The sequence below is a fragment of the Nocardia brasiliensis genome (assembly GCF_011801125.1).
Taxonomy (GTDB): Bacteria; Actinomycetota; Actinomycetes; order Mycobacteriales; family Mycobacteriaceae; genus Nocardia; species Nocardia brasiliensis_C.
Genome location: NZ_CP046171.1, coordinates 7211968 through 7237102, shown reverse-complemented (window position 1 = coordinate 7237102; position 25135 = coordinate 7211968). Strand labels below are relative to the sequence as shown.

The window sequence follows — 25135 nt, the reverse complement described above, 5'->3', positions numbered from 1 at the left end:
AAACCGCTGTCGCTCAGTCGATTCCGGGGTTCGGCGCGACCGTCTCCCACGGCACCGAGAGCACGCAATCACGCAGCCGCCGCCGGTAGACGCGCACCGGAAAGCCTTCTCGGCGTAGCGATTCGGCGGCGGCGCGCCAGCGCACCCGAGGTCCGTACGGCGCCAGTGGCGACGCGTGCGCCCAGGCGCGGTCGGCCGCCGTCAGCAGCGCATGGATCGGCTCGCCCGGGATATTGCGGTGGATCAACGCTTTCGGCAGCCGCTCGGCGATATCGGAGGGCTGCTCGACGGTGAACGGATCCCACGCCAAGGTCAGCGAAAGCGGCCCGGCGCGGTCGAGCAACACCCAGGCGCAGCGGCGACCCAACTCGTCACAGGTGCCGTCGATCAGCAGACCATCCGGTGCCAGACCGGACCGAATCGTCGCCCAGGCCTCGCCGACCGCGGCCTCGGGATACTGCCGCAGCACATTGAACGCCCGCACCAAAACCGGTCGCAGCCCGGCCAACTCGAATCCGCCGCGGGCGAAACTGACCCCGTCGCGGCCCGGCACCACCCGCTCCGGATCGATCTCCAACCCGACCACCCGGACATCGGGGCGCACCGCACGCAACCGCGCCGCCAACTCCAGCGTGGTCCACGGGCTCGCGCCATAACCCAGATCGACCACCAGCGGATCGGCGGCCGCCGACAACCGGGCGGTCACCAGCTCGTCGTGCACCAGCCAGCGGTCGCTGCGCCGCAGCCGATTCACCCCGGTGGTACCGCGGGTGATGGTGCCGACCGGCTTGACTAGGTGGTCGGGTGATTTTCGTCGAGCCACTGCACCGTGAATTCGGCCTCCGCGCGGAACAGATCCACCAGATTCACCAGCATCAACTGCTCCAGCCGCGGACCGACCATCGGAATGAACACCTTCGCCTCCGACGAGAAGCGCATGGTGCACCCGGTATCGGTCGGGAACAACCGGATCGTGCCGCCCAAGCTGCCCGGCCCCGCCGGAATGCTCGCCGAATACTTGCCGACGATCTCCTCGTCGCCGAACGCGCCCCAGCTCTCCTTGCGGGTGATGACCATGTCCTTGCGCATCACCGCCTGCGCGATCTCCGGCAACATCTCGCGCGGCAGGATGTGGTGCAGCACGATATCGATCCCGCTGTCGCCCGCCTCGAGCGAGGCGACCTCGTTACCCGGCGAATACTTCAACATCTCCGCCATCCGCGCGTCCCAGTAGTCGCGGTTCGACAGCGCCGCGTACAGCTCTTTGGTGGTGTGCAGCGGGTAGCGAGCGGAGTAATCCAGTCGGCGGGCCATGAGGCGACAGATTAGTGTTCGCCGGCCGCGCGGGTGCGCCGGGGGATGGTTTTGCTGTGTCGGCGGCCGCGCGGTGGGCTCGGCTGGTGGGGGCGGCCGTCAGTGTGCGGCGAGCCAGGTGTTGGTGAACTCTTCCTCGTTCTTCAGCACCTCGGTGAGGTGTTCGGCGATCGCGTTCTCGATCTTGCCGCCGAAGAGGGGGATCTTGACCTCGATGGTGCCGTTGGCGGCGGCCGTGGAGGTGGCGCCCTCGTCGGTGAGGGTGATGGTGCCGCGAACCTCGGCCGGGGCGCCATCGACGGTGGCCTGGAAGGTGGCGGCGTCGCCGGACCAGGTTTCCACGCGGGGGATGATCAGGTCGCCGGGGCGGACCGCGGTGATCGCGGCGGGCAGCAGCTCGGCGGCGATGGCCTGCACCAGGTGGATGCGCACCTGGTCGCCCTCGACGGTCACCGAGTCGAGCCGGGCGTTCGGGCCGCCGACCTCGGCGACACGATCCTTCCAGTACTGGTCGTTCGCGAAGGCCGCGCGCACGGCGGCAGCGGGATGCGAGTAGCGGGCCGTGTACGCCAGCGGTGTAGCCATGGTCGGACACGCTACCGTCTGCCTGTGCGAACTTCACGTGTGGTGCCGTCGGATGTGCTGGCCGACACGGGCGCTCGAATCCGGGACGCGGTGCCGTTGGCGGAGCTGACCACATTGCGGGTCGGCGGACCGGCCACGGTCGCCGAATGCCGGACCACCGAATCGCTGGTCGCGACGGTGCGGGCGCTCGACGCGGCGGGCGTCGCGGTGCTGCTGCTCGCGGGCGGCTCCAACCTGCTGATCAGCGACGCGGGCTTCGACGGTGTGGTGGTGCGGGTGGCCACCGACAGCGTCGAAATCGGCCGGGACGGCGTGGTCGCGGCGGCGGGCGCGAACTGGGACGCGGTGGTGGCGGCGACGGTCGCGGCCGGCCTGGGCGGCCTCGAATGCCTGTCCGGCATACCGGGTTCGGCGGGCGCGACACCGGTGCAGAACGTCGGCGCCTACGGGGCCGAGGTGGCTCAGCTGCTGCGCCGGGTGCAGCTGCTGGATCGGGCCAGCGGCGAGATCCGCTGGGTGACGCCCGGCGAGCTCGGATTCGGTTACCGCACCAGCGTGCTCAAGCATCGCGACGAGTCCGTGGTGCTCGCGGTGGATTTCGCGCTGGACCCCAGCGGCATGAGCGCGCCGCTGCGCTACGGCGAGCTCGCCGACCGGCTCGGCGCGGCCGACGGCGAGTCGCGCCCGGCGGCGCAGGTCCGCGCCGCGGTGCTGAGCCTGCGCGCGGGCAAGGGAATGGTGCTCGATCCGGCCGATCACGACACCTGGAGCGCAGGGTCCTTCTTCACCAATCCGGTGGTCCCGGCCGACCGGGTGCCCGAGGTGCGGGCCGCGATCGCGGCACATGTGGGTGAGGTCACGGTGCCGACCTATCCGGCGCCGGACGGGGTCAAGTTCTCGGCCGGGTGGCTGATCGAGCGGGCGGGGTTCGCGAAGGGCTTTCCCGGCCCCGCGGCGCCGGCCCGGCTGTCCACGAAACACACGCTGGCGCTGACGAATCGGGGCACCGCGACCGCCGCGGAACTGGTGGAGCTGGCCAGGGCGGTGCGCGACGGCGTGGCCGAGCGCTTCGGCATCCGCTTGGAGCCGGAGCCGGTCACGGTGGGCCTCACCCTGTGACACGGTGAAACGGACACCACACGCTTCGCTGGACAGTCGACCGAAAACGTCCGCGTAAATTCGATGAAGTGAACAACCGTCCAGTGATCCGCAGACCGGTCGCTGCCGTGTCGGCCGTGCTGTTCATCGTGGTCGCCCTGGTGGCCGGGTGCGCCGGCGACGGCGGCAGCAAGAACGCGGCGCGCGACCCGGGTCCGATCGCCAAGGTCACCCTGGCGCCGGCCGTCGACGCCGTCGGCGTCAACCCGACCGCGCCGGTCTCGGTCACCATCACCGACGGCACGATCGATCAGGTCGCGCTGACCAACGCGAGCGGCAAACAGGTCGCGGGCGAATTCTCGCCGGACAAGCGCAGCTTCACGATCACCGAGCCGCTCGGCTACGACGCGACCTACACCTGGTCGGGCACCGCGATCGGCACCGATCGCAAGCCCATCCCGATCGACGGCAAATTCAGCACGCTCGCGCCGAAGAGCACTGTTCCGGCCACGATCAACATCGCCGACAACCAGGAGGTCGGCATCGCCGCGCCGATCATCCTGCAATTCAAGGCGCCGGTGCAGAACAAGGCCGCGGTGGAAAAGGCGCTGAGCATCACCACCGATCCGCCCACCGAGGGCGCCTGGGCCTGGTTCCCCGACGACAACGGCTCGCGCGTGCACTGGCGACCCAAGCAGTATTGGACGCCGGGCACCGCGGTGCACGTCTCGGCGCGGTTGTACGGGCTCGACCTCGGCGGCGGCAGCTACGGCTACAGCGACCTGACCACGGACTTCCGGATCGGTCGCAGCCAGATCGTGCAGGCCAACGCGCCGAGTCACCGCATGCAGGTGGTTCGCGACGGCAAGACCGTGTTCGATTTCGCGGTCAGCTACGGCGAGGGCAACGAGCCGCGCAATGTCACTCGCTCGGGTCCGCACGTGGTCACCGAGAAGTACGAAGACTTCATGATGTCGAATCCGCCGTTCTACACCAACGTCCGGGAACGCTGGGCGGTCCGCATCTCCAACAACGGTGAGTTCATCCACGCCAACCCGGAATCGCTGTCGGCACAGGGATCGTCGAACGTCACCAACGGCTGCATCAACCTCTCGCCCGCCGACGCGCAGGCCTATTTTCCGACCGCGCTCTACGGCGACCCGGTCGAGGTGACCGGCACCTCGATCCAGCTCTCCGCCGCCGACGGTGACCTCTACGACTGGACCATCGACTGGCCGACCTGGCGCACCATGTCCGCCCTGGACGGCTCCACCTCGGTCATTTCGGCCACCCCGGTCGCGCCGGGCCCGCCGCGCTGACCGAGCGCGCTCAGCGCCTGCTCGCGCCGTCGACCTCGGCCTCGACGGCCAGGTCGGCCGCGCGCTGTTTGCGGACCTCGTCGTGGCGTTCGGCGAGCAGGTCGCGGATCTCGATGAGCAGTTCGGTCTCGGTGGGCTCGGCGGCCTTGGCGGTGCCGAACCGGTTCTTGATGGTCTTCATCGGCACCATCAGCACGAAATAGAGCACCGCGGCAACCAGGACGAAGTTCACCAGCGCCGTGATGATCGGGCCGATCTGGATGAACGTCGCGGGTCTGTCGGCAATCAACTGGACGCCGAGCCCCAGCTCGTTCGTGCTGCCGAAAATGGCGAGCAGGGGGTTGATGACGCCCTTGGTCACCGAGGTGACCACCGCGGTGAACGCGGTGCCCATCACCACGGCGACGGCGAGGTCGATGACGTTCCCGCGCATCAGGAACTCTTTGAAGCCCTTGAGCATGAGGCGAACAACTCCGATCTGAGTTAGCTGGCAGCCGACGCCCCGATGCTAACGGCAGCGCCCGGTCGGCTAGGCCTGGCAATCAACCAGCGAACTCCTAAGGCGCAGTGAGTTATTCGTATTCGCTATCGAGGTCAGTCGCGGCGAGCGAAGCGCCCCGCGTCGGCCTGATCGCGCGGCTTCACGATGATCTGATCGAGGTTCACGTGCGGGGGGCGCGACGCGACGAAGCCGATGATCTCCGCGATGTCCTGGGCGACCAGCGGGTCGATGCCCTGGTAGACCTTGGCCGCGCGCTGCTCGTCGCCGTTGAAGCGCACCAGGGAGAACTCGGTTTCCACTGCGCCCGGCGCGATTTCGGTGAGCCGCACCGGTTGGCCGAGCAGCTCGCCGCGCAGCGTGCGGTGCAGCACCGCCTGCGCGTGCTTGGCCGAGGTGTAGCCGGAGCCGTTGTCGTAGGCGACGAACGCGGCGACCGAGGTGATGGTGACGATCAGACCGTCCCCGGAGGCGATCAGCTTGGGTAGCAGCGCTTTGGTCAGGCGCAAGGTGCCCAGCACGTTGGTTTCCCACATCCAGCGCCAGTCGTCGAGGTCGGCGTCGGCGACCGTGGCCAGGCCCTTGGCGCCGCCGGCGTTGTTGACCAGCACGTCGGCCCGGTCGATCGCGTCGGTGAAGGCGCGCACCGACTCGTCCGAGGTGACATCGAGTTCGAGTGCGGTGCCGCCGATCTCGTCGGCGATGCGGTGCAGGCGGTCGAGCCTGCGGGCGCCGAGCACCACGTGATAGCCCTGTTTCGCCAGTTCCCTGGCGGTGGCCTCCCCGATACCCGAGCTGGCTCCGGTGACGACGGCAGTGCGCTGACTCATGGGCCTGATCCTAGGGGCCGGGTCCGTGACCGAGGCCGGGGCTGTTGTGGGGATCACCGTTAGCCTGAGCCGCATGGCATTACGGGACGTGGTGAGCGCGGACGGCACGAACATCGTTTATCGGGTCAGCGGCCCGGCGGGCGCGCGACCGCTGCTGCTCCTGCACGGCTGGTCGGCGAACCTGCTCTGCTGGGGTCGCGCGGCCGACGAGCTCGCGACGCGGCTGCGGGTGATCGCCGTCGACCTGCGTGGACACGGTTACTCCGACGCGCCTGCGGCCGGCTACGACGATCCGAAGAACTGGGCCGCCGATATCGCGGCCGTGCTGGCGGCCGAGGGCATCGACACCGGCGCGATCCTGCTCGGCTGGTCCTACGGCGGCATCGTGCTCAGCGACTACCTTACCGCGTACGGCACCGGCGCGGTCGCGGGCGTCATCTATACCGGGTCGATGGCCAACCTCGGCCGCGGCGTGCCCGGCGCCGCGGTCGGTCCGGCCATGCAGGCCGCGATGCCCGGTGTCTTCGAGGAGAGCGCGGGGCGTGCGGTGAAGGCGTTCGGCGCGTTCGGCAACGCCAACACCGGCCAGGGGGCGGACAAGGGCGCCGACGCCCAGCGGTTGTTCGGCGCGAGCCTCGCCACCGCGCCCTCGGTGCGCAAGGCGCTGTTCTACCGCACCGTCGACAACACCGAAACCCTTCGGGCGCTTGATGTTCCGGTGTCGGTGCTGCACGGAACCGCGGACCCGGTGGTGCCGATCGAGAACGGCCGCTACATCGCCGACGTGGTGCCGGACGCGCGGACCTCGTACTGGGCGGGCGTCCAGCACGGTCTGTTCATCGAGGACCGGTCGCGCTTCGTGGCCGAGGTGAACGGGTTCGTCGAGGGGCTTTGATCGCGTCCCCGGTGTCGGCCGGTTCCCCAGTTGATTCCGGTTCGGTCCGGGTCGGCCGAAGTCGTCGCTGGTAGGCACCACGCGACGGTGTGAGCGGGTTCACCGCCGCCTTGTGATAGCTCTCACTTGGCGGGCTGATGGCTCTGAGCGGGGGAATGCAACGTGCACTATGGATGGTGTGAGTCAACGCCGCCCGGACCTACGGCCGAACCGTGTCGCCGTCTTGTCGGTGCATACCTCGCCGCTGGCGCAACCGGGCACCGGCGACGCGGGCGGCATGAACGTCTACGTGCTGCAGACCGCGCTGCAACTGGCCAGGCGCGGCACCGAGGTGGAGATCTTCACCCGGGCCACCAGCTCCAATCTGCCACCCGTGCAAGAGGCGGGCCCCGGCGTGCTCGTGCGCAACGTGGTGGCGGGCCCGTTCGAGGGCCTCGACAAACGCGACCTGCCCACCCAGCTGTGCCCGTTCACCGCCGAGGTGCTGCGGCAGGAAGCCAGGCATCAGCCCGGCTACTACGACCTCGTGCACTCGCACTACTGGCTCTCCGGCCAGGTCGGCTGGCTGGCCAGGGACCGCTGGCGGGTGCCGCTGGTGCACACCGCGCACACGCTGGCCGCGGTGAAGAACGCCGCGCTCGCCGACGGTGACTGTCCGGAGCCTTTGACCAGGGAGATCGGCGAGAAGCAGGTGATCGCCGAGGCGGATCGGCTGGTCGCCAACACCGCGGAGGAGGCGCGTCAGCTCGTCGAGCTGTACGGCGCCGAACCCGAACGCATCGATGTCGTGCCGCCGGGCGCGGACCTGTCCCGATATCGCCCCGGCGACAAGGCCGCCGCCCGTGCCGCGCTCGGCCTGGCCACCGACGAGCGGGTCGTCGCGTTCGTCGGCCGCATCCAACCGTTGAAGGCGCCCGACGTGCTGGTCCGCGCCGCCGCCGAGGTGCTGCGCGCCGGGCAGCTGCGCAACCTGCGCGTGCTCATCGTCGGCGGCCCGTCGGGCAGCGGCCTGGATCGGCCGGACGCGCTGATCGAACTGGCCGCCGAGCTGGGCATCGCGGACCGGGTCACCTTTCTGCCGCCGCAGCCGCCGGACCGGCTGGTGCTGGTCTATCAGGCCGCGGATCTGGTCGCGGTGCCGAGCTACAACGAGTCCTTCGGCCTGGTCGCGATCGAGGCGCAGGCCAGCGGCACCCCGGTGCTCGCCGCCGATGTCGGCGGGCTGGGCACCGCGGTCCGGCACGGCGAATCCGGACTGCTCGTCCCCGGCCATCGGACCCCGGACTGGGCGGGTGCGCTCGGTCATCTGCTCGCCGACCCCGAGCGGCTGCACCGGATGAGCGCGCGTGCGGTCGAGCACGCCGCGAACTTCTCCTGGGAGCACACCGCGGCGGGCCTGCTGACCAGCTACTCCGCCGCGCTGCACGACTTCCGCGCGGAACGCGCCGCACTGGGCGCCGGACGGCTCGTGCGTGCGGACACCCGGGAGCGGGTATCCGGTGAACGCATTAGCCTTGACTCCGGTCAGGCCAGGTCGCGGGCGCTGTGGCGGCGCCGGATGGGAGCACGTCAGTGAGCTCAGGTGAGCGCGCACCCGAGGCGCAGGCCACCGCGCGGGTGATCGAGGAGACCCTGCGCGAGCGGGAGATCGAACACACCCGCTCCGGCGCGGACACCTTCGTCGTGATCCTGCCCGGCGAGCGGAAACTGAAGACCACGGTCATGCTCACCGTCGGCAAGCACGGCGTGCGCATCGAATCGTTCGTGTACGGCGTGGCCTACACCCTGGACCGGGTCGGCGACATCTACCTGGTCGGCCGGATCGCCACCCACGCCGTCACCCCCGACGAACTGGACCGAGTGTTCGGTCAGATCCTCGAGGCGGTCGACGCCGATTTCAATGTGCTGCTCGAACTCGGTTTCGCCGAATCCATTCGCAAGGAATGGAAGTGGCGCGTCTCGCGCGGTGAATCGCTGAAGAACCTGCGTGCCTTCGAGCACCTGGTGGACGCCGCCGACCAGCCCTAGGTTCGGTCCGCCGGGCAATCGACGCCGATCCGGTGCGGTCGGACCTGGCACGGGTGACAATCGCTTGTGGTTTCGATCATGAAGGTGGCACCCCGATGACCGTTCTTGCTCTCGATATCGGCGCGACGAAGTTCGCGGCGGGCATCGTGCACGCCGACCGGACGGTGGGCGAGGTGCGTCAGGTCCCGGTGCCGCCCGAGGCGGTATGGGAGACATGCCGCGCGCTGCTGCTCGAGGTGGCGGGCGCGGCGACGGTGACCGCGGTCGGCATCGGCTCGGCCGGGCCGGTGGACACCAGGACCGGCGTCACCAGCCCGCTGAACATCCCGGAATGGAAGGCGGGCTTCCCGATCGTCGACTCGGTGCGCGCGCTGTTCCCCGGCGCCCCGGTCAGCTTCGCCATCGACGGCGCCTGCCTCGCGCTGGCCGAGCATCACGTCGGCGCGCTGCGCGGCGTGCCGAACGGGCTGGCGCTCACGGTGTCCTCTGGCATCGGCGGCGGGCTCATCGCGGACGGGCGGGTGGTGCTCGGCCGCACCGGCAACGCGGGCCATATCGGTCATATCGTGGTGCCCGGCTGGGACGTGCCCTGCCTGTGCGGCGGCGTCGGTTGCGTGGAGGCCGTCGCGAGCGGGATGTCGTCGGTGCGCTGGGCGGTCGAGCAGGGCTGGCCGGGCAGCACCGGCGTGCAACTGGCCGAGGACGCGCGCCGCGGCGAACCGATCGCGCTGGCGGCGCTGCATCGCGCGGGCACCGCGCTCGGCCAGGCGATCGCCTCGGCCGCCGCGCTGCTCGATGTCGACACGGTGGTGATCGGCGGCGGTTTCGCGCAATCCGGTGCGCCGCTGTGGGATCCATTGCGCACGGCGCTGCGCAAGCACGCCCGCCTGGATTTCACCCGCGACATCAGTGTCGAGCTGTCCGCGGTCAGCAACGGCGCGACGCTGGTCGGCGCGGGTGTGCTCGCCACGAGTCAGGTCGACGCCGACCACGTGGGCTGACCCCGGCCCGGCCCGGACCAGCGGGGGAACGCTTCGACCGGCTCGTCGGCCCATGGAAGGATGGGCCCCATGACGTACACCCTCGTGCTGCTGCGCCACGGCGAGAGCGAATGGAATGCCCTGAACCTGTTCACCGGCTGGGTGGACGTGCATCTGACCGACAAGGGCATCGCCGAGGGCAAACGGGCGGGCGAGCTGCTCGCCGAGCACGGCATCCTGCCCGACATCGTCTACACCTCGCTGCTGCGCCGCGCGATCAACACCGCGAACATCGCGCTGGACGCCGCCGATCGGCACTGGATTCCGGTGGTGCGCGACTGGCGGCTCAACGAGCGGCACTACGGCGCGCTGCAGGGCAAGAACAAGGCGCAGGTCCGGGACAAGTACGGCGACGAGCAGTTCATGCTGTGGCGGCGCAGCTACGACACCCCGCCGCCGCCGATCGACCCGGACGACGAGTACAGCCAGGACGGCGACCCGCGCTACGCAGGCATCGAGGTGCCCAAGACCGAGTGCCTGCTCGATGTGGTCAAGCGGATGATCCCGTACTGGGAGTCGACCATCTCCCAGGACGTGCGCGCGGGCAAGACGGTGCTGGTCGCCGCGCACGGCAACTCGCTGCGCGCGCTGGTCAAGCACCTCGACCAGATCTCGGACGCGGACATCGCGGGCGTGAACATTCCCACCGGCATCCCGCTGCGGTACGAGCTGGACGAGAATCTGCGCCCGACCGGCCCCGGCGTCTATCTCGATCCCGAGGCCGCCGCCGCAGGCGCCGCCGCCGTCGCGAACCAGGGCGGTAAATAGCCGCAGGCTCTGGCACTGCCGTCACGCGCCGCGTCCGAATCGGACGCGGCGCGTTGCTGTCGCACGGCGAAAACGGGGGTCGCTACGGGCTTGCGGAGTGCGGTGGGGTACGTTGCTCCGGATCTGCCGGACGTGTTGTACGACACATCTAGTCAGCGACTGCCAGTTCCGGATGGCACGGTGAAGTCGCCGGGCGGTAAGTGTCCGTTCTGTCCGCTGTCGATGACGCGATCGGCGATCTACCGGGTATCTGGGTGGAGTTCGCGCCGTCAAGCGGCCATATGTGAACCACCATTCGGATCTGTTTACCTGTTGCCCCTTGTCCTTACCGACAAGTAGGTATGTACACTTTGGGCGTTCGACCAGTCCGAGAGGTGGATCACGTCCGATGAAGTACGCGTTGCGGGTCACAGTCGCGGCAGTTGCCGCCGCGATGCTCGTCCCCTTCCTCAGCGGCGGCGCCTCCGCCGCACCGGCGCCGACCGGTCCCGACGGCGGCGCGGCGGGCGCGGCCTGGGCCGCGGCGCAGGACGGCCCCCAGCAGTACCCGAACATCAACATCCAGTGGGACGTCCCCATCACGATGAGCGATGGCACGGTGCTCAAGGGCAACGTCTATCGCCCCGCCGACGCCGCGGGCAGGCCCATTGACACCCCGACGCCGACGGTCGTGAACCTCACGCCGTACACCAAGCTGGTGTCGAACCTGGCCGACCATGCCCAGGCCATCCCCGGCCTGTCCGACGCACTGTTCGGCCTGCTCCGCTCGATCGACCTCACCGGCACCCCGCTGTCCGGGATCACCGATCTGACAAAGGGTTTCGCCGGTGGTGAGCTGCGCAACTTCACCGTCGACCGGCAGCTGATCCGCAGCGGCTACTCACAGGTGGTGGTCGATGTGCGCGGCACCGGCTTCTCCCAGGGCACCTGGGACATGCTCCGGCAGCGCGAACAGCAGGACACCGTCGAGGTGATCGACTGGGCCGCGAGCCAGCCGTGGTCCAACGGCCGCATCGGCATGAACGGCATCTCCTACTCCGGCATCAACCAGGTGCAGGCCGCCGAGAAGCATCCGGCGGCACTGAAGGCGATCTTCCCGGTGGTGCCGGGCAGCGACCTGATGAACGACGTGCTCGCGCCGGGCGGTGGCTTCGGCTTCAACTTCATCCCGCTCTGGCTCACCGCCATCAACGGACTCAAGCTGGTGCCCGACCTGGCCTCGGTGCTCAACGGGCAGTTCGACACCCGCTGGCTGGCCGACCGGGTGCAGGATCCGTTGACCTTCATGGACGTGCTGCTCAACGTCTACACCACGGCGCGGATCGACGACCTCGATCCGCGCGCCAAAGAGCTGCTGACCGGCGGCTCCCGCCCGCGGGAAGGCTGGCTGGGCGATCCGAGCCGGATCGATGTCCCGACCTTCGTCACCGGCGGCTGGCACGACCTGTTCACCTACTCCGAATCGAAGATCTACAACGAGATTCCGCTGCCGCCGGGCCAGAAGCAGCTGCTGATGGGCAACACGTATCACGTCAATTCCGGTAACGAGTACGCCAAGCCTGGCCTGCCGCCGCGGCTGGATGTGCTGCAGCGGGCGTGGTTCGACAAGTGGCTCAAGGGCATCGACAACGGCATCGATCAGTACGGCCCGGTGACGCTGCGCCAGCAGGGCGGCGGCTGGATCACCACCGACTCGTTCGCCGCGCCGACCGAGTCCGCGAACCCGAGCGCGCAGGAACCGACGTATCAGCGGATGTACCTGTCCGCCAGTGCGAGTGGCACCGCAGGCAGTGCCTACGACGGCTCGCTCACGGCGCAGGCGAACGGCGACACCGCCCGGCTCACCATCTCGCCGGGGCTGAGCACGCTGTGCTCCAACGACGCCGCGCAGGGTAGTGCGGGCATCCTGTCCATCATCGACGGCTGCGCGAAGGACTCGCGGGTCGCCGAGACGAACGGGCTGACCTTCACCAGCAACCCGGTCGCCGAGCCGACCTCGATCTCCGGCCGGATCGCGGTGCGGCTCAACACGGTTCAGGACGCCGCCGACGGCTACTGGGTGACCACGATCAACGACGTCGCGCCGGACGGTCAGTCCACCGTGCTCTCCTCCGGGCAGCTCATGGCGTCGCTGCGGGAGGTCGACGAGGCCAACAGCAGCCGCTCGGCCAACGGCGACTACACCGATCCGCGCCCGTTCACCTCGCTGGAACGGCGGCAGCCGACGGTGCCGGGCGAGGTGACCACCCTGGACATCGCGTTGCCCGCCACCGAGGCGATCCTGCAACCCGGACACCGGCTGCGGATCGACATCTTCGCGGGCAATTTCCCGAAGGGCCTGCCGATTCTGCCGATGTTGCTCGACACCGGATTCAAGCCGCAGCACGTGCAGCTCGATCCGAATCGGCCGAGCTTCGTCAATGTTCCGGTGCGCGGCAACCCGCGCTGGTAATCCTGCGGCCGAAGTTCCGACAGAGCGCCTTCGCTTCGAAATATTCGAGCGGAGGCGCTTTTTCGTCAGATCGGCACCATGCCCGGCCGCCGGGCCGTTTCTTTGTGACCGTGCACGAAGTTTCGTGATTTCGCTCCGCTGACCGCGTGGTTCCTGCTTCGCTCCCCTCGTTAGAGAGCATTCGTTTCCCTAAGAGAGTGGATCCAATGAGGTATGCGCTCCGCGCCGCGGCGGTGACCGTCGCGGCGGTAGCCTTGGCCCCCTTCCTTTCGCCCGCGGCCACCGCGGCTCCGGTCGGTCCGGACGGTGGGGCGAGCGGGGCGGCGTGGGCCGCCACCGAGGACGGCCCGCAGCAGTATGCGAACGTGTTCATCGAATGGGACGTCCCCATCACCATGAGCGACGGCACGGTGCTCAAGGGGAACGTCTACCACCCGGCCGACGCTGCCGGACAACCGATTTCGACGCCTACGCCGACCATCGTCAACATGACGCCCTACACCAAGCTCGGCTCGATGATCGCCGACAGCATGATCTCGATCCCGTGGCTCTCGGACGCGGTTTTGCAGGTGGCGCGCGACGTCGACCTCTCCGGCACACCGTTTTCCGGCGTCACCGACCTGACCAAGGCGCTCGGCGGCGGCCTGCTGCGCAACTTCACGGTGGACCGGCAGCTGATCAAGAGCGGTTACACCCAGGTCGTGGTCGATGTCCGGGGAACCGGCTTCTCCCAGGGGATTTGGGATCTGCTGCGCGAGCGCGAGCAGCAGGACACCGTCGAGGTGATCGACTGGGCGTCGCGGCAGCCGTGGTCGACCGGCGACATCGGGATGAACGGCGTCTCGTATTCGGGGCTCAACCAGCTCCAGGCGGGCGCCAAGAATCCGCCCGCCCTCAAGGCCCTGTTTCCCGTGGTGCCGAGCCGGAATCCGTTCCGCGACTTGGTCGCACCTGGCGGCGGCATCGGCATCACCTTCATGCCTGCCTGGCTGCTCGCGGTGAACGGCGGCAAGCTGGTGCCGGATCTGGCCTCGGTGCTGCGCGGTCAGTTCGACATGAAATGGCTGACCGATCGTCTCGCCGACCCGTTCACGTTCATCGACGCCCTGGTGAACATCCTCATCACGCCGGAGATCGACCAGCTCGATCCGAAGGTGCGCACGCTGTTGCATTCCGACAGCTCGTTCCGCCAGGCGTGGGAGAACGACCCGAGCCGAATCACCGTGCCCACCTTCGTGACCGGCGGCTGGCACGACGTGTTCGTCAACTCGCAGGCCGACGTGTACCGCAGGCTCGAGCTGCCGCCGGGCCAGAAGCAACTGCTCGTCGGCGACGGCTACCACATCAGCAACGGCAACGAGTCCGGCAGGCCCGGCCTGCCGCCGCGGATGGATGTGTTGCAGCGGGCCTGGTTCGACAAGTGGCTCAAGGGCATCGACAACGGCATCGACGAATACGGTCCGGTCACCGTGAAACAGCAGGGCGGCGGCTGGATCACCGCGCCTTCGTTCCCGCAGCCGGGGACCGAGCACCGGCGGATGTATCTGTCCGCCGCGCCGAGCGGGGCCGGAGCGGGTGTGCACGACGGCTCGCTGTACCCCGAGCCGAGCCCGAGCCTCGATCGGCTCACTGTCGCACCGGGTTTGACGGGCGTGTGCTCGCGGGACATGGCGCAGGAGAGCGCGGGCGTCACCTCGATCATCGACGGGTGCAGCAAGGACGCGCGGATCCAGGAGTTGAACGCGCTGACCTTCACCAGCGCGCCGGTGGTGGAGCCGACCAGCATCTCCGGCCCGATCGCGGTCCGGCTCAACACGGTGCACGACGCCACCGACGGGTACTGGAACGTCACGGTGAACGATGTCGGCCCCGACGGCTACTCGACGGTGCTGTCCTCGGGTCAGCTGGTGTCCTCGCTGCGCGCCATCGACGACGCGCGCAGCACCCGGTCGGCCAACGGCGACTACACCGACCCGGTGCCCGACCTGTCGCTGGACACCAGGCGGCCGACGGTGCCGGGAGAGCCGACGCCGCTGGACATTTCGGTGCCCGGCATCGAAGCGGTGCTGCGACCAGGGCATCGGCTGCGCGTCGACGTCTACGCGGGCAACTTCCCGCGCGGGCTCGCGCCGATGCCGCTGGTCGTGGCCAGCGAATTGCGGCCGCAGCACCTACTGCTCGATCCGAACCAGCCAAGTTTCGTGAATATCCCGGTGCGCGGAAACCCGGGCTGGTAGACCGTAACCCGGTCTGAGCATGCCCTGCTCGCACATCAACGTTCGACACTCGCGGGGTACGAGGGAGCGAAGCGGGCGAATCATGACGCAGCGTGCCTCGCGCAGGACGAACCAGAGCGTCGGCGAGGTGCGGTCATGAGCGAATAGTGCATGCTCAGGCCAGGTTTCATCGCGAGCACGCCGGCGCGCGGTCCGGGCACCGCCGTCCACCGGCAGCGTCGCCGGATTCGGCGGCGTGGCCGACGCTTCCGGCGCTCGCCCCGAGTGCTGTCGCCAATTGCCTTGCCGCGGCGGCAGATCGGGCGCTCACCAGCACCTCGCCGCCCAGCGCACGCGCCATGGCTCCGCCCCCGATGATTCCGATTCGCGCACAACTGCTGCTCGGCGATGTCGTCGCCTGCGAGTCCGACTGCCCGGCCAGGATGGCTGTCGACGTCCTCGGCAACTCCTGGTTACCGATGGTCGTCCACATGGGGTGCGCGACGGGCCGATGCGCCCCGGCAACCTGCGCGCGGCCCTCGGTGGCATGAGTCCGACGATGCGCGCGCCCAGACCCCTCCGCCGGAGGGAACGGATGGCTCTCGTCGCACGTCACCGCTGCGCCGAGGCACCGCCGCGGCCGGCGTACGAGCTCACCGCGGCGGCCCGCGACCTGAGCCCGCCGATCTACGCGCTCAGCGACTTGGGGCGACAAACACGGTCGCGCGGTGACCGCCGCGCCTGCAGTCGGGGAAGCGGACTGACACACCGGGCCGAAGCCGGATGAGAACGGCGCGTAAACGGCGGGCGAACAGGGCCGGAAGGTGCTATGACCTGCGCGAAACATCGCGCACCCAGCGATAGTTGAACCTTCCGCGACCGTACGATTCAGAGGTGAGTGTTCCGCAGGCGGTGCTATTGGCAGTCCTGGCGGCTGTCGTAGGGCTGGCAGTCGGCGGGCTACTGATTCCCTATATGAACGCCCGGCAGGCCGCCCGCAGGCAGGCCGATTCCGGGTTGACCATGTCGCAGGTGCTCGACCTGATCGTGCTCGCCTCCGAGAGCGGCATCGCCGTCGTCGACGAGTACCGCGACGTGGTGCTGGTGAATCCGCGCGCCGAGGAACTGGGCCTGGTCCGCAACCGGCTGCTCGACGAGCGCGCCTGGACCGCGGTGGAGAAGGTACTGGCCACCGGCGAATCCGCCGAATTCGATCTCACCGCGAAGAACCCGGTGCCCGGTCGCGGCCGGATCGCCGTGCGCGGCGTCGCACGCCAGCTCTCGCGCGAGGACACCAACTTCACCGTGCTGTTCGCCGACGACGACTCCGAACAGGCGCGGATGGAGGCGACCCGGCGCGACTTCGTGGCCAACGTCAGCCACGAGCTCAAGACCCCGGTCGGCGCGATGAGCCTGCTGGCCGAGGCCATGCTCGAGTCCGCGGACGATCCGGAGGCGGTGCGCCACTTCGGCCAGCGCGTGCTCGGCGAATCGCGGCGTCTCGGCAAAATGGTGACCGAACTCATCGCGCTGTCGCGCCTGCAGGGCGCGGAGAAGCTGCCCGAGCTCGAGGTGGTGGACGTCGACACCGTGGTCATGCAGGCGGTGGACCGCTCCCGGACCGCCGCGGAGGCCGCCGGCATCACCGTCAGCACCGACCGGCCGAGCGGGCTCGAGGTGCTCGGCGACGAAACGTTGCTGGTCACAGCCCTGTCCAATCTGGTCGAGAACGCGATAGCGTACTCACCGGCCGGTTCGCACGTGTCGGTCAGCCGTTCGCTGCGCGGCGATCATGTCGCGATGGCGGTGACCGATCGCGGCATCGGTATCGCCAAGGAAGACCAGGAGCGCGTGTTCGAGCGCTTCTTCCGATCGGACAAGGCGCGTTCGCGCGCCACCGGCGGTACCGGACTAGGCCTGGCTATCGTCAAGCACGTGGCAGCCAACCACAACGGTGAGATCACCCTGTGGAGCAAGCTGGGCACGGGCTCGACGTTCACGCTGCGAATACCTGCTCACCATGAGATCGACGGAGAAGAGGATTCCGCCGGACCGGCGGTGAGCACGAGAGAAACAAGCCCGCGCCCCCAGGGGCCGGGCCGACCCAACGGTGTGGAGGCACGCAGATGACGAGTGTGTTGATCGTCGAGGATGAGGAGTCGCTGGCCGATCCGCTCGCGTTCCTGCTGCGCAAGGAGGGCTTCGAGGTCACCGTTGTCGGTGACGGCCCCTCCGCGCTCGCCGAATTCGATCGGTCCGGTGCGGACATTGTGCTGCTCGATCTCATGCTGCCCGGCATGAGCGGCACGGACGTGTGCAAGCAGCTGCGCACCCGCAGCGGCGTGCCGGTGATCATGGTGACCGCGCGCGACAGCGAGATCGACAAGGTGGTCGGGCTCGAGCTCGGCGCCGACGACTACGTGACCAAGCCGTACTCGGCGCGCGAGCTCATCGCGCGCATCCGGGCCGTGCTGCGCCGCGGCGCGGGCGACGAGCTGGACGGCACCAACGAGAGCGGCGTGCTGGAGGCGGGCCCGGTCCGGATGGACGTGGACCGCCACACCGTGCTGGTGAACGGCAAGCCGGTCACCCTGCCGCTCAAGGAATTCGACCTGCTCGAATACCTGCTGCGCAATTCCGGCCGTGTGCTGACCCGCGGCCAGCTGATCGATCGGGTCTGGGGCGCGGACTACGTCGGCGACACCAAGACCCTCGACGTGCACGTCAAGCGGTTGCGGTCCAAGATCGAGGCCGACCCGGCGAAGCCGGAACACCTCGTCACCGTGCGCGGCCTGGGCTACAAGCTCGAGGCCTAGTTCGTCGGAGAAAGACCGAACCCCTGTGCTCGCGGGCACAGGGGTTCGTTTCGCACATGCGAATCAGGCGCCCTCGGCGGCTTGCCCGAGGTAGGTCCAGGTGGGGCCGACGCCGGGCACGTCGACCTTGCTCAACGTGATCCACCCGAAGTCGTCTTCCTGCAGGCAGTCGTAGAGGTCCGCGGTGCTCGTGCCGCGGCACGCGATCGTGCGCGCGGTGCCGTACGGGCTCATGATCACGCCCTTGCCCGCGGCCGCCGCGCCGAGCGCCTCCGGGGTGTTGGCGGGCACGAACTCGGCGGTGACATCGAAGTACTTGGCGGGATCGCCGTTGGGCTCCGCGCTCGCGACACCGGTGAGGCACAGCGTCGCGCCCGCGGCAACGGCGGCCATGGTCAGAACTTTCTTGGACATGACCGCACATCAAACCTTAGACAGGTGACGAGCGCACTCCCCTCGAATGAACGCGACCGCACCCGATGCCGCACCGCACCGCGCGTTTCGGCTCGCAGGCTAGGCGGGCCGGTCGGTCTGCAGCCGGTTCGCGTGCACGGTCGCGGGGTGAATCGCGATGAGCCCCAGGCCTTCTCGGCGGCGGCAGTGCCTGGACAGTTCCTCGTAGGCGGGCGCGCCGAGCAGTTCGGCGAGCTCAGGGCCGTAGGACTGCCAGACCGGCCTGCTGCCGACGTGCGCGTCCGGCGATCCGGAGCAGTACCAGTCCAGGTCGGCGCCGCCCGGCCCCCAGCCGCGCCGGTCGTACTCGGTGATCGTGGTGCGCAGGATCTGCACGCCGTCGGGGCGGTCCACCCAATCCTGGGTGCGCCGAATCGGCAACTGCCAGCACACGTCCGGCTTGACCTCCAGCGGCTCGATGCCGCGGCGCAACGCCATGGTGTGCAACGAGCAACCGACCCCGCCCGCGAAGCCGGGCCGGTTGAGGAAGATGCAGGCGCCGTCGAAGCGCCGGGTGCGCAACGCGGGCTCGTCCTCGAGCTCGTCGAGCTCGAGATAGCCCTTCTTGGTGACCTTGCCCTCGGCGTCGGTCGCCTCGCCCATCAGCTGCCAATCCGCGGGTGTGAGCATTTTCACAGCCTTCTGCAGCCGCTTGCGATCGTCCTTGTCGGACAGGAAAGCGCCGTGCGAGCAGCAGCCGTCGTCGGGGCGATCGCCCAGGATGCCCTGGCATGCCGGAGTGCCGAACACGCACGTCCAGCGCGACAGTAGCCAGGTCAGATCGGCGACGATGAGATGCTCATCGTTTGCTGGATCGACGAACTCGATCCACTCGCGCGGGAAATCCAGGTCGACCTCGGGGTTCGGATCGATCTTTCCCGCAGGTCGGGGCCGGGCCGAGTCATTGGCTGATGCGCCTACCGTCACACTGCCAGACGCTAACAGTTCACCGGCTTGGCCTGAAGGGGTGGCCGACTCCAGTACCGTGTTCATGTGCGGCTAGGGGTACTCGACGTCGGAAGCAACACGGTCCATCTGCTCGTGGTGGACGCGCACCGTGGCGGTCACCCCATGCCCATGAGCTCGACGAAGGCCACGCTGCGGCTCTCGGAGAACATGGACGACCACGGCCGCATCACCGACTCCGGCGCGCAGCGGCTGATCGCCACCGTCGCCGAATTCGCCAGCATCGCCGAGACTTCCAGGTGTGTCGAGCTGATGCCGTTCGCCACCTCCGCGCTGCGCGAGGCCACCAATTCCGAGGCGGTGCTCGCCCGGGTCCGGGCCGAGACCGGAGTCGATCTGCAGGTGCTCACCGGCGTCGACGAGGCCAGGCTGACCTTTCTCGCGGTGCGCCGCTGGTTCGGCTGGAGCGCGGGCCGCATCCTCGATCTCGACATCGGCGGCGGCTCGCTGGAAATGACCAACGGCGGCGACGAGGAACCCGATGTCGCGCTCTCGCTGCAACTCGGGGCCGGGCGGTTGACCAGGGAGTGGTTGCGTGAGGACCCGCCGGGCAAGCGCCGGGTCAACGTGCTGCGCGACTGGCTCGACGCGGAGCTGGCGCTGCCCGCGAAACAGTTGATCGAGGCCGGTAAGCCGGACCTGGCCGTCGGCACGTCCAAGACCTTCCGCTCGCTGGCCAGGCTGACCGGCGCCGCACCCTCTGCCGCGGGGCCGCGGGTGCGTCGTACACTCACCAGCTCAGGTCTGCGCCAACTGATCGCGTTCATCTCGCGGATGACGGCCGCCGACCGTGCAGAATTGGAAGGCGTAAGTTCGGATCGGTCACAGCAATTGGTGGCTGGCGCATTGATCGCGGAGGCGAGTATGCGGGCACTATCGCTGGATTCCCTCGAGATTTGTCCGTGGGCGCTGCGGGAAGGGCTGATCCTGCGCAAACTGGATACCAACATGAACGGCGGACCCCGAGCGACAGCCATACCGGGCCCGGCGACCGACAGCGGCCGCCCGGCGCCCGGCGCTGGAGTGGCGCTACCTGGGCCGATAGGAACGGTTTCGTCATGAGAGAGCGCAGCGAACGAATCGTGTCACAGCGTGCATCGCGCATGACGGAACCGAGCGCCAGCGAGGTGCAGTCATGAGTGAGGATTCCAAACAGCTTTCGGTGGCCGAGCTGCTGGCCAGGAACGGTCAGCAGGGCGCGTCGTCCTCCGGTGGTGGCAGGCGCCGCCGGGGCGGGCGCGGCATCTCGGTCGCCGAGCTGACCGGTGACATGCCTGCCATCGGCAGCGGGCAGTCCTCGCATGCCGCGCCGGACACCCCGGCCGACGAGCCGGTCTACGAGCCGCCGTCCTACGAGCCGCCCGCGCCGGAGCCGGTCTCCTACGCGGCGGCGCCGGAACCGTATTCGCCGATGTCGGGCCCGATCTCGATGTACGACCCGCTCGCCGCGTACGCCCAGCCGGAACCGCAGGCCGATCCGGCGCCCGGTCGCTCGAACCGGGTGATGCCGGGTCGCGAGATGCCCTCGTCGCGGCTCCCGGCCACGGCCGACCCGCTCTCGTCGGGCACCCCGGCCGCGGACGCGTACGCACCCTCGCCCAATCCGTATGCGCCCTCGCCCAATCCGTACGCGAGCGCGCCCGCCGAGGAGGCGCCGACGCGGTCGGGCCGCAGGCGCAGGCACGCGGAGCCCGAGGAAGAGACCACCGAGGTGCGCCCGCCGCTGCCCGATCTCGGCAGACCCGAGCCGGGTGCCGTGGCGCCGGAGCGCGCCGGATCGAACGGCAGACCCGAGCGCAACGGCGCGGGCGGTCGCGCAGGCCGGCGCCGAGCCGCCGAGGCCGATGAGCCCGAGCTCGGACCCGCCACCGCCGCGTGGAACGGTTTCGCGGCCGAGGCGCCCCCCGAGTCCAGGGCCGGGGCGCCCTGGGCACCGACGCCCGACCCGAAGCCGGAGCTGGAACGAAGATCCGCCAAGCGCAACGGCGAACGCGCCCTGCCTGCCTGGTCGGCGCGAAGACACAAACCCGCCGCGCCCGAACCCGAGGACGGCGCGCCGGAGTCCGGCGGCCTGCCGACCGCCGCGTGGTCGCTGGCCAGCCAGGACCAGCAGTTGCTTTCCGGCCAGACCGTGGCGGGCGACCTGCTCCGCGACGGGGTCGAGCGGGCCGAACGGGCCGACGCCGAGCGCGGCGCGGGCCGCGGCAAACGCGGCCGGTCGAAACGTGCCGCGCCGCCCGAGGACGAGCTCGACATCTATGACGGCAAGACCGATTTCTACGAACCGGTCGAGTTGGTCGACGCGGACGACGATCTCGACGATCTCGACGAGCAGGACGCGCCCGCGCCGGAGCGGGCCGCCTCGCGCCGCCGTTCGTCGCGCGCCGCGCGCAAGGCCGAATACGACGCCAACCGCAAGCAGTGGCTGATCCTGGGCGGTCAGAGCACCGGCGCGGCCGTGGCGGGCATGTTGCTGTTCAAGGGTTTCGAGCGCATGTGGGAGATGCTGCCGTGGGTGGCACTGGCCCTGGCGATGATCGTGATTCTCGGCCTGGTCGCCCTGGTCCGCATCCTGCGCCGCACCGATGACGTGCTGAGCACGGTGATCGCGGTGGTCGTCGGCGTGTTCGTCACGCTGGGACCGCTAGCCTTTCTGCTCAGTACGAACTGAGGCAGGGGAGCGGCTGTGGGCGAGATCGGGCAGGCGAACGAGACCACGGTGCGGCACGCGCCCGATTCCCCGGTGCGGCGCGCGCCCGATCCGGCGGTGCCGCGTGCGGTCGCCGGTGACGCGCGTGCGGCCGCCGATACCCCCGGCGAACCGGCGGGCGGCGCGGATCGCAAACAGATCCTGGTCGGCCTGTCCACGGCGTCGGTCTATCCGCAGAACACCGAGGCGGCCTTCCGGTACGCGGCCGAAATCGGTTACGACGGTGTCGAATTGATGGTCTGGGCCGAGCCCGCCAGCCAGAGCATCGCCACCGTGCAGTCCTACGTGCGCAAGTACGACGTGCCGGTCATCGCGATTCACGCGCCGTGCCTGCTGATCTCGCAGCGGGTGTGGGGCGCGGACCCCGCCGCCAAGCTCGAGCGCAGCGTGCGCACCGCGGAGGCGCTCGGCGCGCGCACCGTCGTGGTGCATCCGCCGTTCCGCTGGCAGCGCAGGTACGCGGAGAACTTCGCCGATCAGGTGGCCGAGCTCGAGGCGGACAGTCCGGTCGTCGTCGCGGTGGAGAACATGTTCCCGATGCGCGCCGACACCCTGTTCGGGCGTGGGGCACGGTCGGTGAAGCGGTTGGAGCGCCGCGGCGGTCCCGGCATCGGGCTCACCGCGTTCAGCCCGTCCTACGACCCGACAGACACCGGCTTCGCGCACTACACGCTGGATCTGTCGCACACCGCGACCGCGGGCGCGGACCCGTTGGCGCTGGCCGCCCGGATGGGTCAGGGGCTGGCGCATCTGCATCTTGCCGACGGGCGCGGCGCGGCGCACGACGAGCACCTGATCCCGGGCGAGGGCACCCAGCCGTGCGTCGAGCTCTGCGAGACGCTGGTCCGCAACGGCTTCACCGGGCAGGCGGTCGCGGAGATCAACACCCAGAACGCGCGCACCACCCAGGCCAGGGCGGCGATGCTGCACCGCACGCTGGCGTTCGCGCGCCTGCATCTCAACGGCGTCACCGCCCCCGCTCCGGCAATTCATCCCTGACCCCGTGCGCCGCAGCGAATTGACCCGTATCGCACGCGGGGCGAATTACCCCCGCGGATTTCGATTTCCGGGATGTGAAATCCCCGCGAATACCGCGATGCGGAATTCGGCACGGTGTGACGTAGGCGACGGGAGCGGAATGTGAAGCCCGAACCGGTTCGTTCTACGCTGTATGAATGTCGCGGAACGGTAATCCTGCCCGCCGACGTGGTGAGTCGACGACAGGAGTGACGATGACGGCGGATCTGGATCTTGCCCGAACCACGGCGACCGATGCGCCGTTCAGCGGGGTGCTCGCGCTGACCGAACTGCTCTCGACGAATCCCGAGACCGGCCGCTACCTAGGCCGCATCGACAAGATCTGGACCATCGGCAAGAAGGTGCACGGCGGCACGATGGTCGCCGCCAGCGCCGCCGCGGGCCTGAAGTGGCTGCGCGCGGCCGACCCGGCCCTGGCCGACATGGCCCCGATCGCGGCGAGCTCGGACTTCCTCGGCGCACCCGAACCCGGTGAGGTCGAGTACGAGGTGCGCATCCGCAAGATCGGCAGGCAGATCTGCCTGGCCGACACCGACCTGGTGCAGAACGGGCGGACCCTGGTACGCACCGCGCTGACGTTCAGTCGCCTGGACGACGCCGAGCCCCGCTACGCCCGCGAACACGGCGACATGCCGGTCGAACCGCCCGCGGACGCGATCGGATACGGCCCGGATTCGCCGATGAGCAGCGTGGTGCACGTCGGTCAGGGCGCCGATCTCTACATCGACCGGGACTGGGCCCGATTCCTCGAGGGCGAGCAGGGTGAGCCGCGGCTGCGGCTGTGGCTTCGGCCACGTCCCGGCGACGAGCAGAACCCCGAGACCGCCATGTTCATGGCGATGATGGGCGCCGACATGAGCCCGCCGGTGCCGGTGAACCTCGGGCACTTCGGCTGGGCGCCGACCGTCCAGATGGCCACCTACCTGCGCCGCAAGCCCGCCGCGGGCTGGCTGCGGATCATCGCGACCACGCACGAGGTGGGCGAGCGCATGTTCGACGAGGACCAGCTGGTGCTGGATTCGACCGGTGCCGTGGTCGCGCAGAGCAGGCAGCTGGCCCTCATCCCGCAACAGCGCTGAGTTCGCCCTCGCATAGCCTTGACTCCCATGACGAGAATTGCGGTTATCGGTGGCGGGCGCATCGGGGAGGCGCTGATCGCGGGCTTGCTCGAGTCCGGGCGGCTGGCGAAGGACCTCGTTGTCGTCGAGCCGGCGACCGAGCGGGCCGCGCAGATCGCCGAGCAGTTCTCGGTGCGGGTGACCGATTCGGTCGCCGACGCGGCGGTCGGCGCCGACCTGCTGGTCGTCGCGGTGAAACCGGCTGACGTGGACGCGGTGATGACCGCGCTCGGCAAGGCCGCGCTGAGCGACAACGCCAGCGTCGGCAACGATCGCGACCAGATCCTGGTGTCGCTGGCGGCCGGCGTGCCGACCGTGCGGCTGGAGGCGAAGCTGCCCGCGGGCTTCCCGGTGGTCCGGGTGATGCCGAATACCCCGATGCTGGTCGGTCAGGGCATGAGCGTCATCGCGCCGGGCCGCTACGCCAGGCCCCAGCAGCTCGAGTTGGTGACCGAGGTGCTCGGCGCGGTCGGCAAGGTGGTGACCGTCGCGGAGGCGCAGATGGACGCGGTCACCGCGGTCTCCGGTTCGGGGCCCGCCTACTTCTTCCTGGTCGTCGAGGCCATGGTGGACGCGGGTGTCGGGCTCGGCCTGACCCGCGAGGTGGCCACCGAGCTGGTGGTGCAGACCATGATCGGGTCCGCGGCGCTGCTGCAGGAGTCCGAGCAGAGTGCGGCCGAGTTGCGGGCCGCGGTCACCTCGCCCGCGGGCACCACCGCGGCCGCGGTCCGCGAGCTGGAGCGCGGCGGCATCCGTTCGGCGTTCCTGGAGGCGTTGCACGCGGCGAAGCAGCGTTCGGCCGAGCAGGGTGGCGTGAGCGACGGCCCGGCCGGGGTGGGAACCGGAGTCGGCGCGGTCGGGTGAGACCCGCGGTCGCGGCGCGCGACACGTCGAGAGCGGGACGCGCCGCGAGTTTGCTCCCTCGGTGATCCGGACCCACGGCGCAAATCGGGCCGCGACGGCGGCGAGGCGAACATCGGGCGGCCGGGG

At 69.5% G+C, this 25135-nt stretch carries 24 protein-coding genes; 17 read left to right on the top strand and 7 right to left on the bottom strand.

The genetic code is table 11. The annotated features are described in order from the left end of the window. Positions 1-13 precede the first annotated feature (13 nt). From F5X71_RS33075 to F5X71_RS33065, 3 genes are all read right to left on the bottom strand, one after another. Positions 14-823, bottom strand: coding sequence for a class I SAM-dependent methyltransferase (locus tag F5X71_RS33075; RefSeq protein WP_167465501.1), 810 nt, complete (start codon positions 821-823; stop codon positions 14-16). Then, positions 793-1314 carry a DUF2505 domain-containing protein gene (locus F5X71_RS33070; protein ID WP_167465500.1) on the bottom strand — a complete coding sequence of 174 codons (522 nt, stop codon included), beginning with the start codon at positions 1312-1314 and terminating at the stop codon, positions 793-795. The genes F5X71_RS33075 and F5X71_RS33070 overlap by 31 nt, the downstream gene beginning before the upstream one ends. 99 nt (positions 1315-1413) lie before the next feature. Continuing rightward, a complete protein-coding gene (locus F5X71_RS33065; protein WP_167465499.1) occupies positions 1414-1899 on the bottom strand; it encodes a DUF2505 domain-containing protein in 486 nt (161 codons plus the stop codon). Between the two features lie 78 nt (positions 1900-1977). On the opposite strand from F5X71_RS33065, the gene F5X71_RS33060 reads away from it, so the two are divergent. Further along, positions 1978-3018 carry a UDP-N-acetylmuramate dehydrogenase gene (locus F5X71_RS33060; protein WP_167466931.1) on the top strand — a complete coding sequence of 347 codons (1041 nt, stop codon included), beginning with the start codon at positions 1978-1980 and terminating at the stop codon, positions 3016-3018. A 68-nt stretch (positions 3019-3086) separates the two neighbouring features. Continuing rightward, entirely contained in the window at positions 3087-4316 is a 1230-nt protein-coding gene (locus F5X71_RS33055) for a L,D-transpeptidase (RefSeq protein ID WP_238815597.1), read from the top strand. Positions 4317-4326: 10 nt separating this feature from the next. Here F5X71_RS33055 and mscL read toward each other — a convergent pair whose 3' ends face one another. Together mscL and F5X71_RS33045 are read right to left on the bottom strand one after the other, a co-directional pair. Continuing rightward, on the bottom strand, positions 4327-4776 hold the full coding sequence (gene mscL, locus F5X71_RS33050; RefSeq protein ID WP_167465498.1) for a large conductance mechanosensitive channel protein MscL: 450 nt from the start codon (positions 4774-4776) through the stop codon (positions 4327-4329). A gap of 134 nt (positions 4777-4910) precedes the next feature. Further along, positions 4911-5645 carry an SDR family NAD(P)-dependent oxidoreductase gene (locus tag F5X71_RS33045; RefSeq protein ID WP_167465497.1) on the bottom strand — a complete coding sequence of 245 codons (735 nt, stop codon included), beginning with the start codon at positions 5643-5645 and terminating at the stop codon, positions 4911-4913. A gap of 73 nt (positions 5646-5718) precedes the next feature. Here F5X71_RS33045 and F5X71_RS33040 point away from each other — a divergent pair, with 73 nt between their 5' ends. From F5X71_RS33040 to F5X71_RS32995, 10 genes are all read left to right on the top strand, one after another. Then, entirely contained in the window at positions 5719-6540 is an 822-nt protein-coding gene (locus tag F5X71_RS33040; protein WP_167465496.1) for an alpha/beta fold hydrolase, read from the top strand. 169 nt (positions 6541-6709) lie between these two features. After that, positions 6710-8116, top strand: a complete 1407-nt coding sequence (gene mshA / locus F5X71_RS33035; protein ID WP_167465495.1) for a D-inositol-3-phosphate glycosyltransferase — start codon at positions 6710-6712, stop codon at positions 8114-8116. Further along, positions 8113-8568, top strand: a complete 456-nt coding sequence (locus F5X71_RS33030; protein ID WP_167465494.1) for a YbjN domain-containing protein — start codon at positions 8113-8115, stop codon at positions 8566-8568. The genes mshA and F5X71_RS33030 overlap by 4 nt, the downstream gene beginning before the upstream one ends. Before the next feature lie 95 nt (positions 8569-8663). Further along, positions 8664-9569 (top strand): ROK family protein, encoded by a 906-nt coding sequence (locus tag F5X71_RS33025; RefSeq protein WP_167465493.1) that lies wholly within the window; start codon positions 8664-8666, stop codon positions 9567-9569. 69 nt (positions 9570-9638) lie between these two features. After that, positions 9639-10376 (top strand): phosphoglyceromutase, encoded by a 738-nt coding sequence (locus F5X71_RS33020; protein ID WP_167465492.1) that lies wholly within the window; start codon positions 9639-9641, stop codon positions 10374-10376. Positions 10377-10764: 388 nt separating this feature from the next. Further along, positions 10765-12828, top strand: a complete 2064-nt coding sequence (locus tag F5X71_RS33015; RefSeq protein ID WP_167465491.1) for a CocE/NonD family hydrolase — start codon at positions 10765-10767, stop codon at positions 12826-12828. A 206-nt stretch (positions 12829-13034) separates the two neighbouring features. After that, entirely contained in the window at positions 13035-15065 is a 2031-nt protein-coding gene (locus F5X71_RS33010) for a CocE/NonD family hydrolase (protein ID WP_167465490.1), read from the top strand. 490 nt (positions 15066-15555) lie between these two features. Next, complete coding sequence (locus tag F5X71_RS37340) at positions 15556-15831, top strand: winged helix-turn-helix transcriptional regulator (protein WP_342803753.1); 276 nt, start codon at positions 15556-15558, stop codon at positions 15829-15831. A gap of 107 nt (positions 15832-15938) precedes the next feature. Next, positions 15939-17174: a sensor histidine kinase gene (locus F5X71_RS33000; RefSeq protein WP_167465489.1), complete on the top strand. Its 1236-nt coding sequence runs from the start codon at positions 15939-15941 to the stop codon at positions 17172-17174. Further along, positions 17171-17860, top strand: coding sequence for a response regulator transcription factor (locus F5X71_RS32995; protein WP_069160635.1), 690 nt, complete (start codon positions 17171-17173; stop codon positions 17858-17860). Before F5X71_RS33000 ends, F5X71_RS32995 begins: the two co-directional genes overlap by 4 nt. A gap of 63 nt (positions 17861-17923) precedes the next feature. On the opposite strand, the gene F5X71_RS32990 is transcribed toward F5X71_RS32995, so the two are convergent. Beyond that, a complete protein-coding gene (locus F5X71_RS32990; RefSeq protein WP_238815596.1) occupies positions 17924-18274 on the bottom strand; it encodes a hypothetical protein in 351 nt (116 codons plus the stop codon). A 99-nt stretch (positions 18275-18373) separates the two neighbouring features. Continuing rightward, complete coding sequence (locus F5X71_RS32985; protein WP_428981424.1) at positions 18374-19240, bottom strand: hypothetical protein; 867 nt, start codon at positions 19238-19240, stop codon at positions 18374-18376. Between the two features lie 66 nt (positions 19241-19306). Between F5X71_RS32985 and F5X71_RS32980 the strand changes: the two genes are divergently transcribed. The 5 genes from F5X71_RS32980 (at position 19307) to proC (ending at position 25009) form a co-directional block, all read left to right on the top strand. Continuing rightward, a complete protein-coding gene (locus tag F5X71_RS32980; RefSeq protein WP_167465488.1) occupies positions 19307-20341 on the top strand; it encodes a Ppx/GppA phosphatase family protein in 1035 nt (344 codons plus the stop codon). A gap of 73 nt (positions 20342-20414) precedes the next feature. Further along, positions 20415-21950, top strand: coding sequence for a hypothetical protein (locus F5X71_RS36500; RefSeq protein WP_174817182.1), 1536 nt, complete (start codon positions 20415-20417; stop codon positions 21948-21950). A 177-nt stretch (positions 21951-22127) separates the two neighbouring features. Next, the gene (locus F5X71_RS32970) at positions 22128-22988 is read left to right on the top strand and encodes a sugar phosphate isomerase/epimerase family protein (RefSeq protein WP_167466927.1); all 861 of its coding nucleotides are present in this window, start codon (positions 22128-22130) and stop codon (positions 22986-22988) included. Between the two features lie 233 nt (positions 22989-23221). Then, complete coding sequence (locus F5X71_RS32965) at positions 23222-24106, top strand: thioesterase family protein (protein ID WP_174817181.1); 885 nt, start codon at positions 23222-23224, stop codon at positions 24104-24106. Between the two features lie 27 nt (positions 24107-24133). Next, a complete protein-coding gene (gene proC / locus F5X71_RS32960; protein WP_167465487.1) occupies positions 24134-25009 on the top strand; it encodes a pyrroline-5-carboxylate reductase in 876 nt (291 codons plus the stop codon). Positions 25010-25135: the final 126 nt, after the last annotated feature.

Bases quoted from the DNA above. Each gene is read 5' to 3' on its own strand.
- F5X71_RS33070 (WP_167465500.1), bottom strand. From the start codon at position 1,314: ATGGCCCGCCGACTGGATTACTCCGCTCGCTACCCGCTGCACACCACC.
- F5X71_RS33065 (WP_167465499.1), bottom strand. From the start codon at position 1,899: ATGGCTACACCGCTGGCGTACACGGCCCGCTACTCGCATCCCGCTGCC.
- mscL (WP_167465498.1), bottom strand. From the start codon at position 4,776: ATGCTCAAGGGCTTCAAAGAGTTCCTGATGCGCGGGAACGTCATCGAC.
- F5X71_RS33045 (WP_167465497.1), bottom strand. From the start codon at position 5,645: ATGAGTCAGCGCACTGCCGTCGTCACCGGAGCCAGCTCGGGTATCGGG.
- F5X71_RS33040 (WP_167465496.1), top strand. From the start codon at position 5,719: ATGGCATTACGGGACGTGGTGAGCGCGGACGGCACGAACATCGTTTAT.
- mshA (WP_167465495.1), top strand. From the start codon at position 6,710: ATGGATGGTGTGAGTCAACGCCGCCCGGACCTACGGCCGAACCGTGTC.
- F5X71_RS33025 (WP_167465493.1), top strand. From the start codon at position 8,664: ATGACCGTTCTTGCTCTCGATATCGGCGCGACGAAGTTCGCGGCGGGC.
- F5X71_RS33020 (WP_167465492.1), top strand. From the start codon at position 9,639: ATGACGTACACCCTCGTGCTGCTGCGCCACGGCGAGAGCGAATGGAAT.
- F5X71_RS33015 (WP_167465491.1), top strand. From the start codon at position 10,765: ATGAAGTACGCGTTGCGGGTCACAGTCGCGGCAGTTGCCGCCGCGATG.
- F5X71_RS33010 (WP_167465490.1), top strand. From the start codon at position 13,035: ATGAGGTATGCGCTCCGCGCCGCGGCGGTGACCGTCGCGGCGGTAGCC.
- F5X71_RS37340 (WP_342803753.1), top strand. From the start codon at position 15,556: ATGCGCCCCGGCAACCTGCGCGCGGCCCTCGGTGGCATGAGTCCGACG.
- F5X71_RS32995 (WP_069160635.1), top strand. From the start codon at position 17,171: ATGACGAGTGTGTTGATCGTCGAGGATGAGGAGTCGCTGGCCGATCCG.
- F5X71_RS32990 (WP_238815596.1), bottom strand. From the start codon at position 18,274: ATGTCCAAGAAAGTTCTGACCATGGCCGCCGTTGCCGCGGGCGCGACG.
- F5X71_RS36500 (WP_174817182.1), top strand. From the start codon at position 20,415: ATGAGTGAGGATTCCAAACAGCTTTCGGTGGCCGAGCTGCTGGCCAGG.
- F5X71_RS32965 (WP_174817181.1), top strand. From the start codon at position 23,222: ATGACGGCGGATCTGGATCTTGCCCGAACCACGGCGACCGATGCGCCG.
- proC (WP_167465487.1), top strand. From the start codon at position 24,134: ATGACGAGAATTGCGGTTATCGGTGGCGGGCGCATCGGGGAGGCGCTG.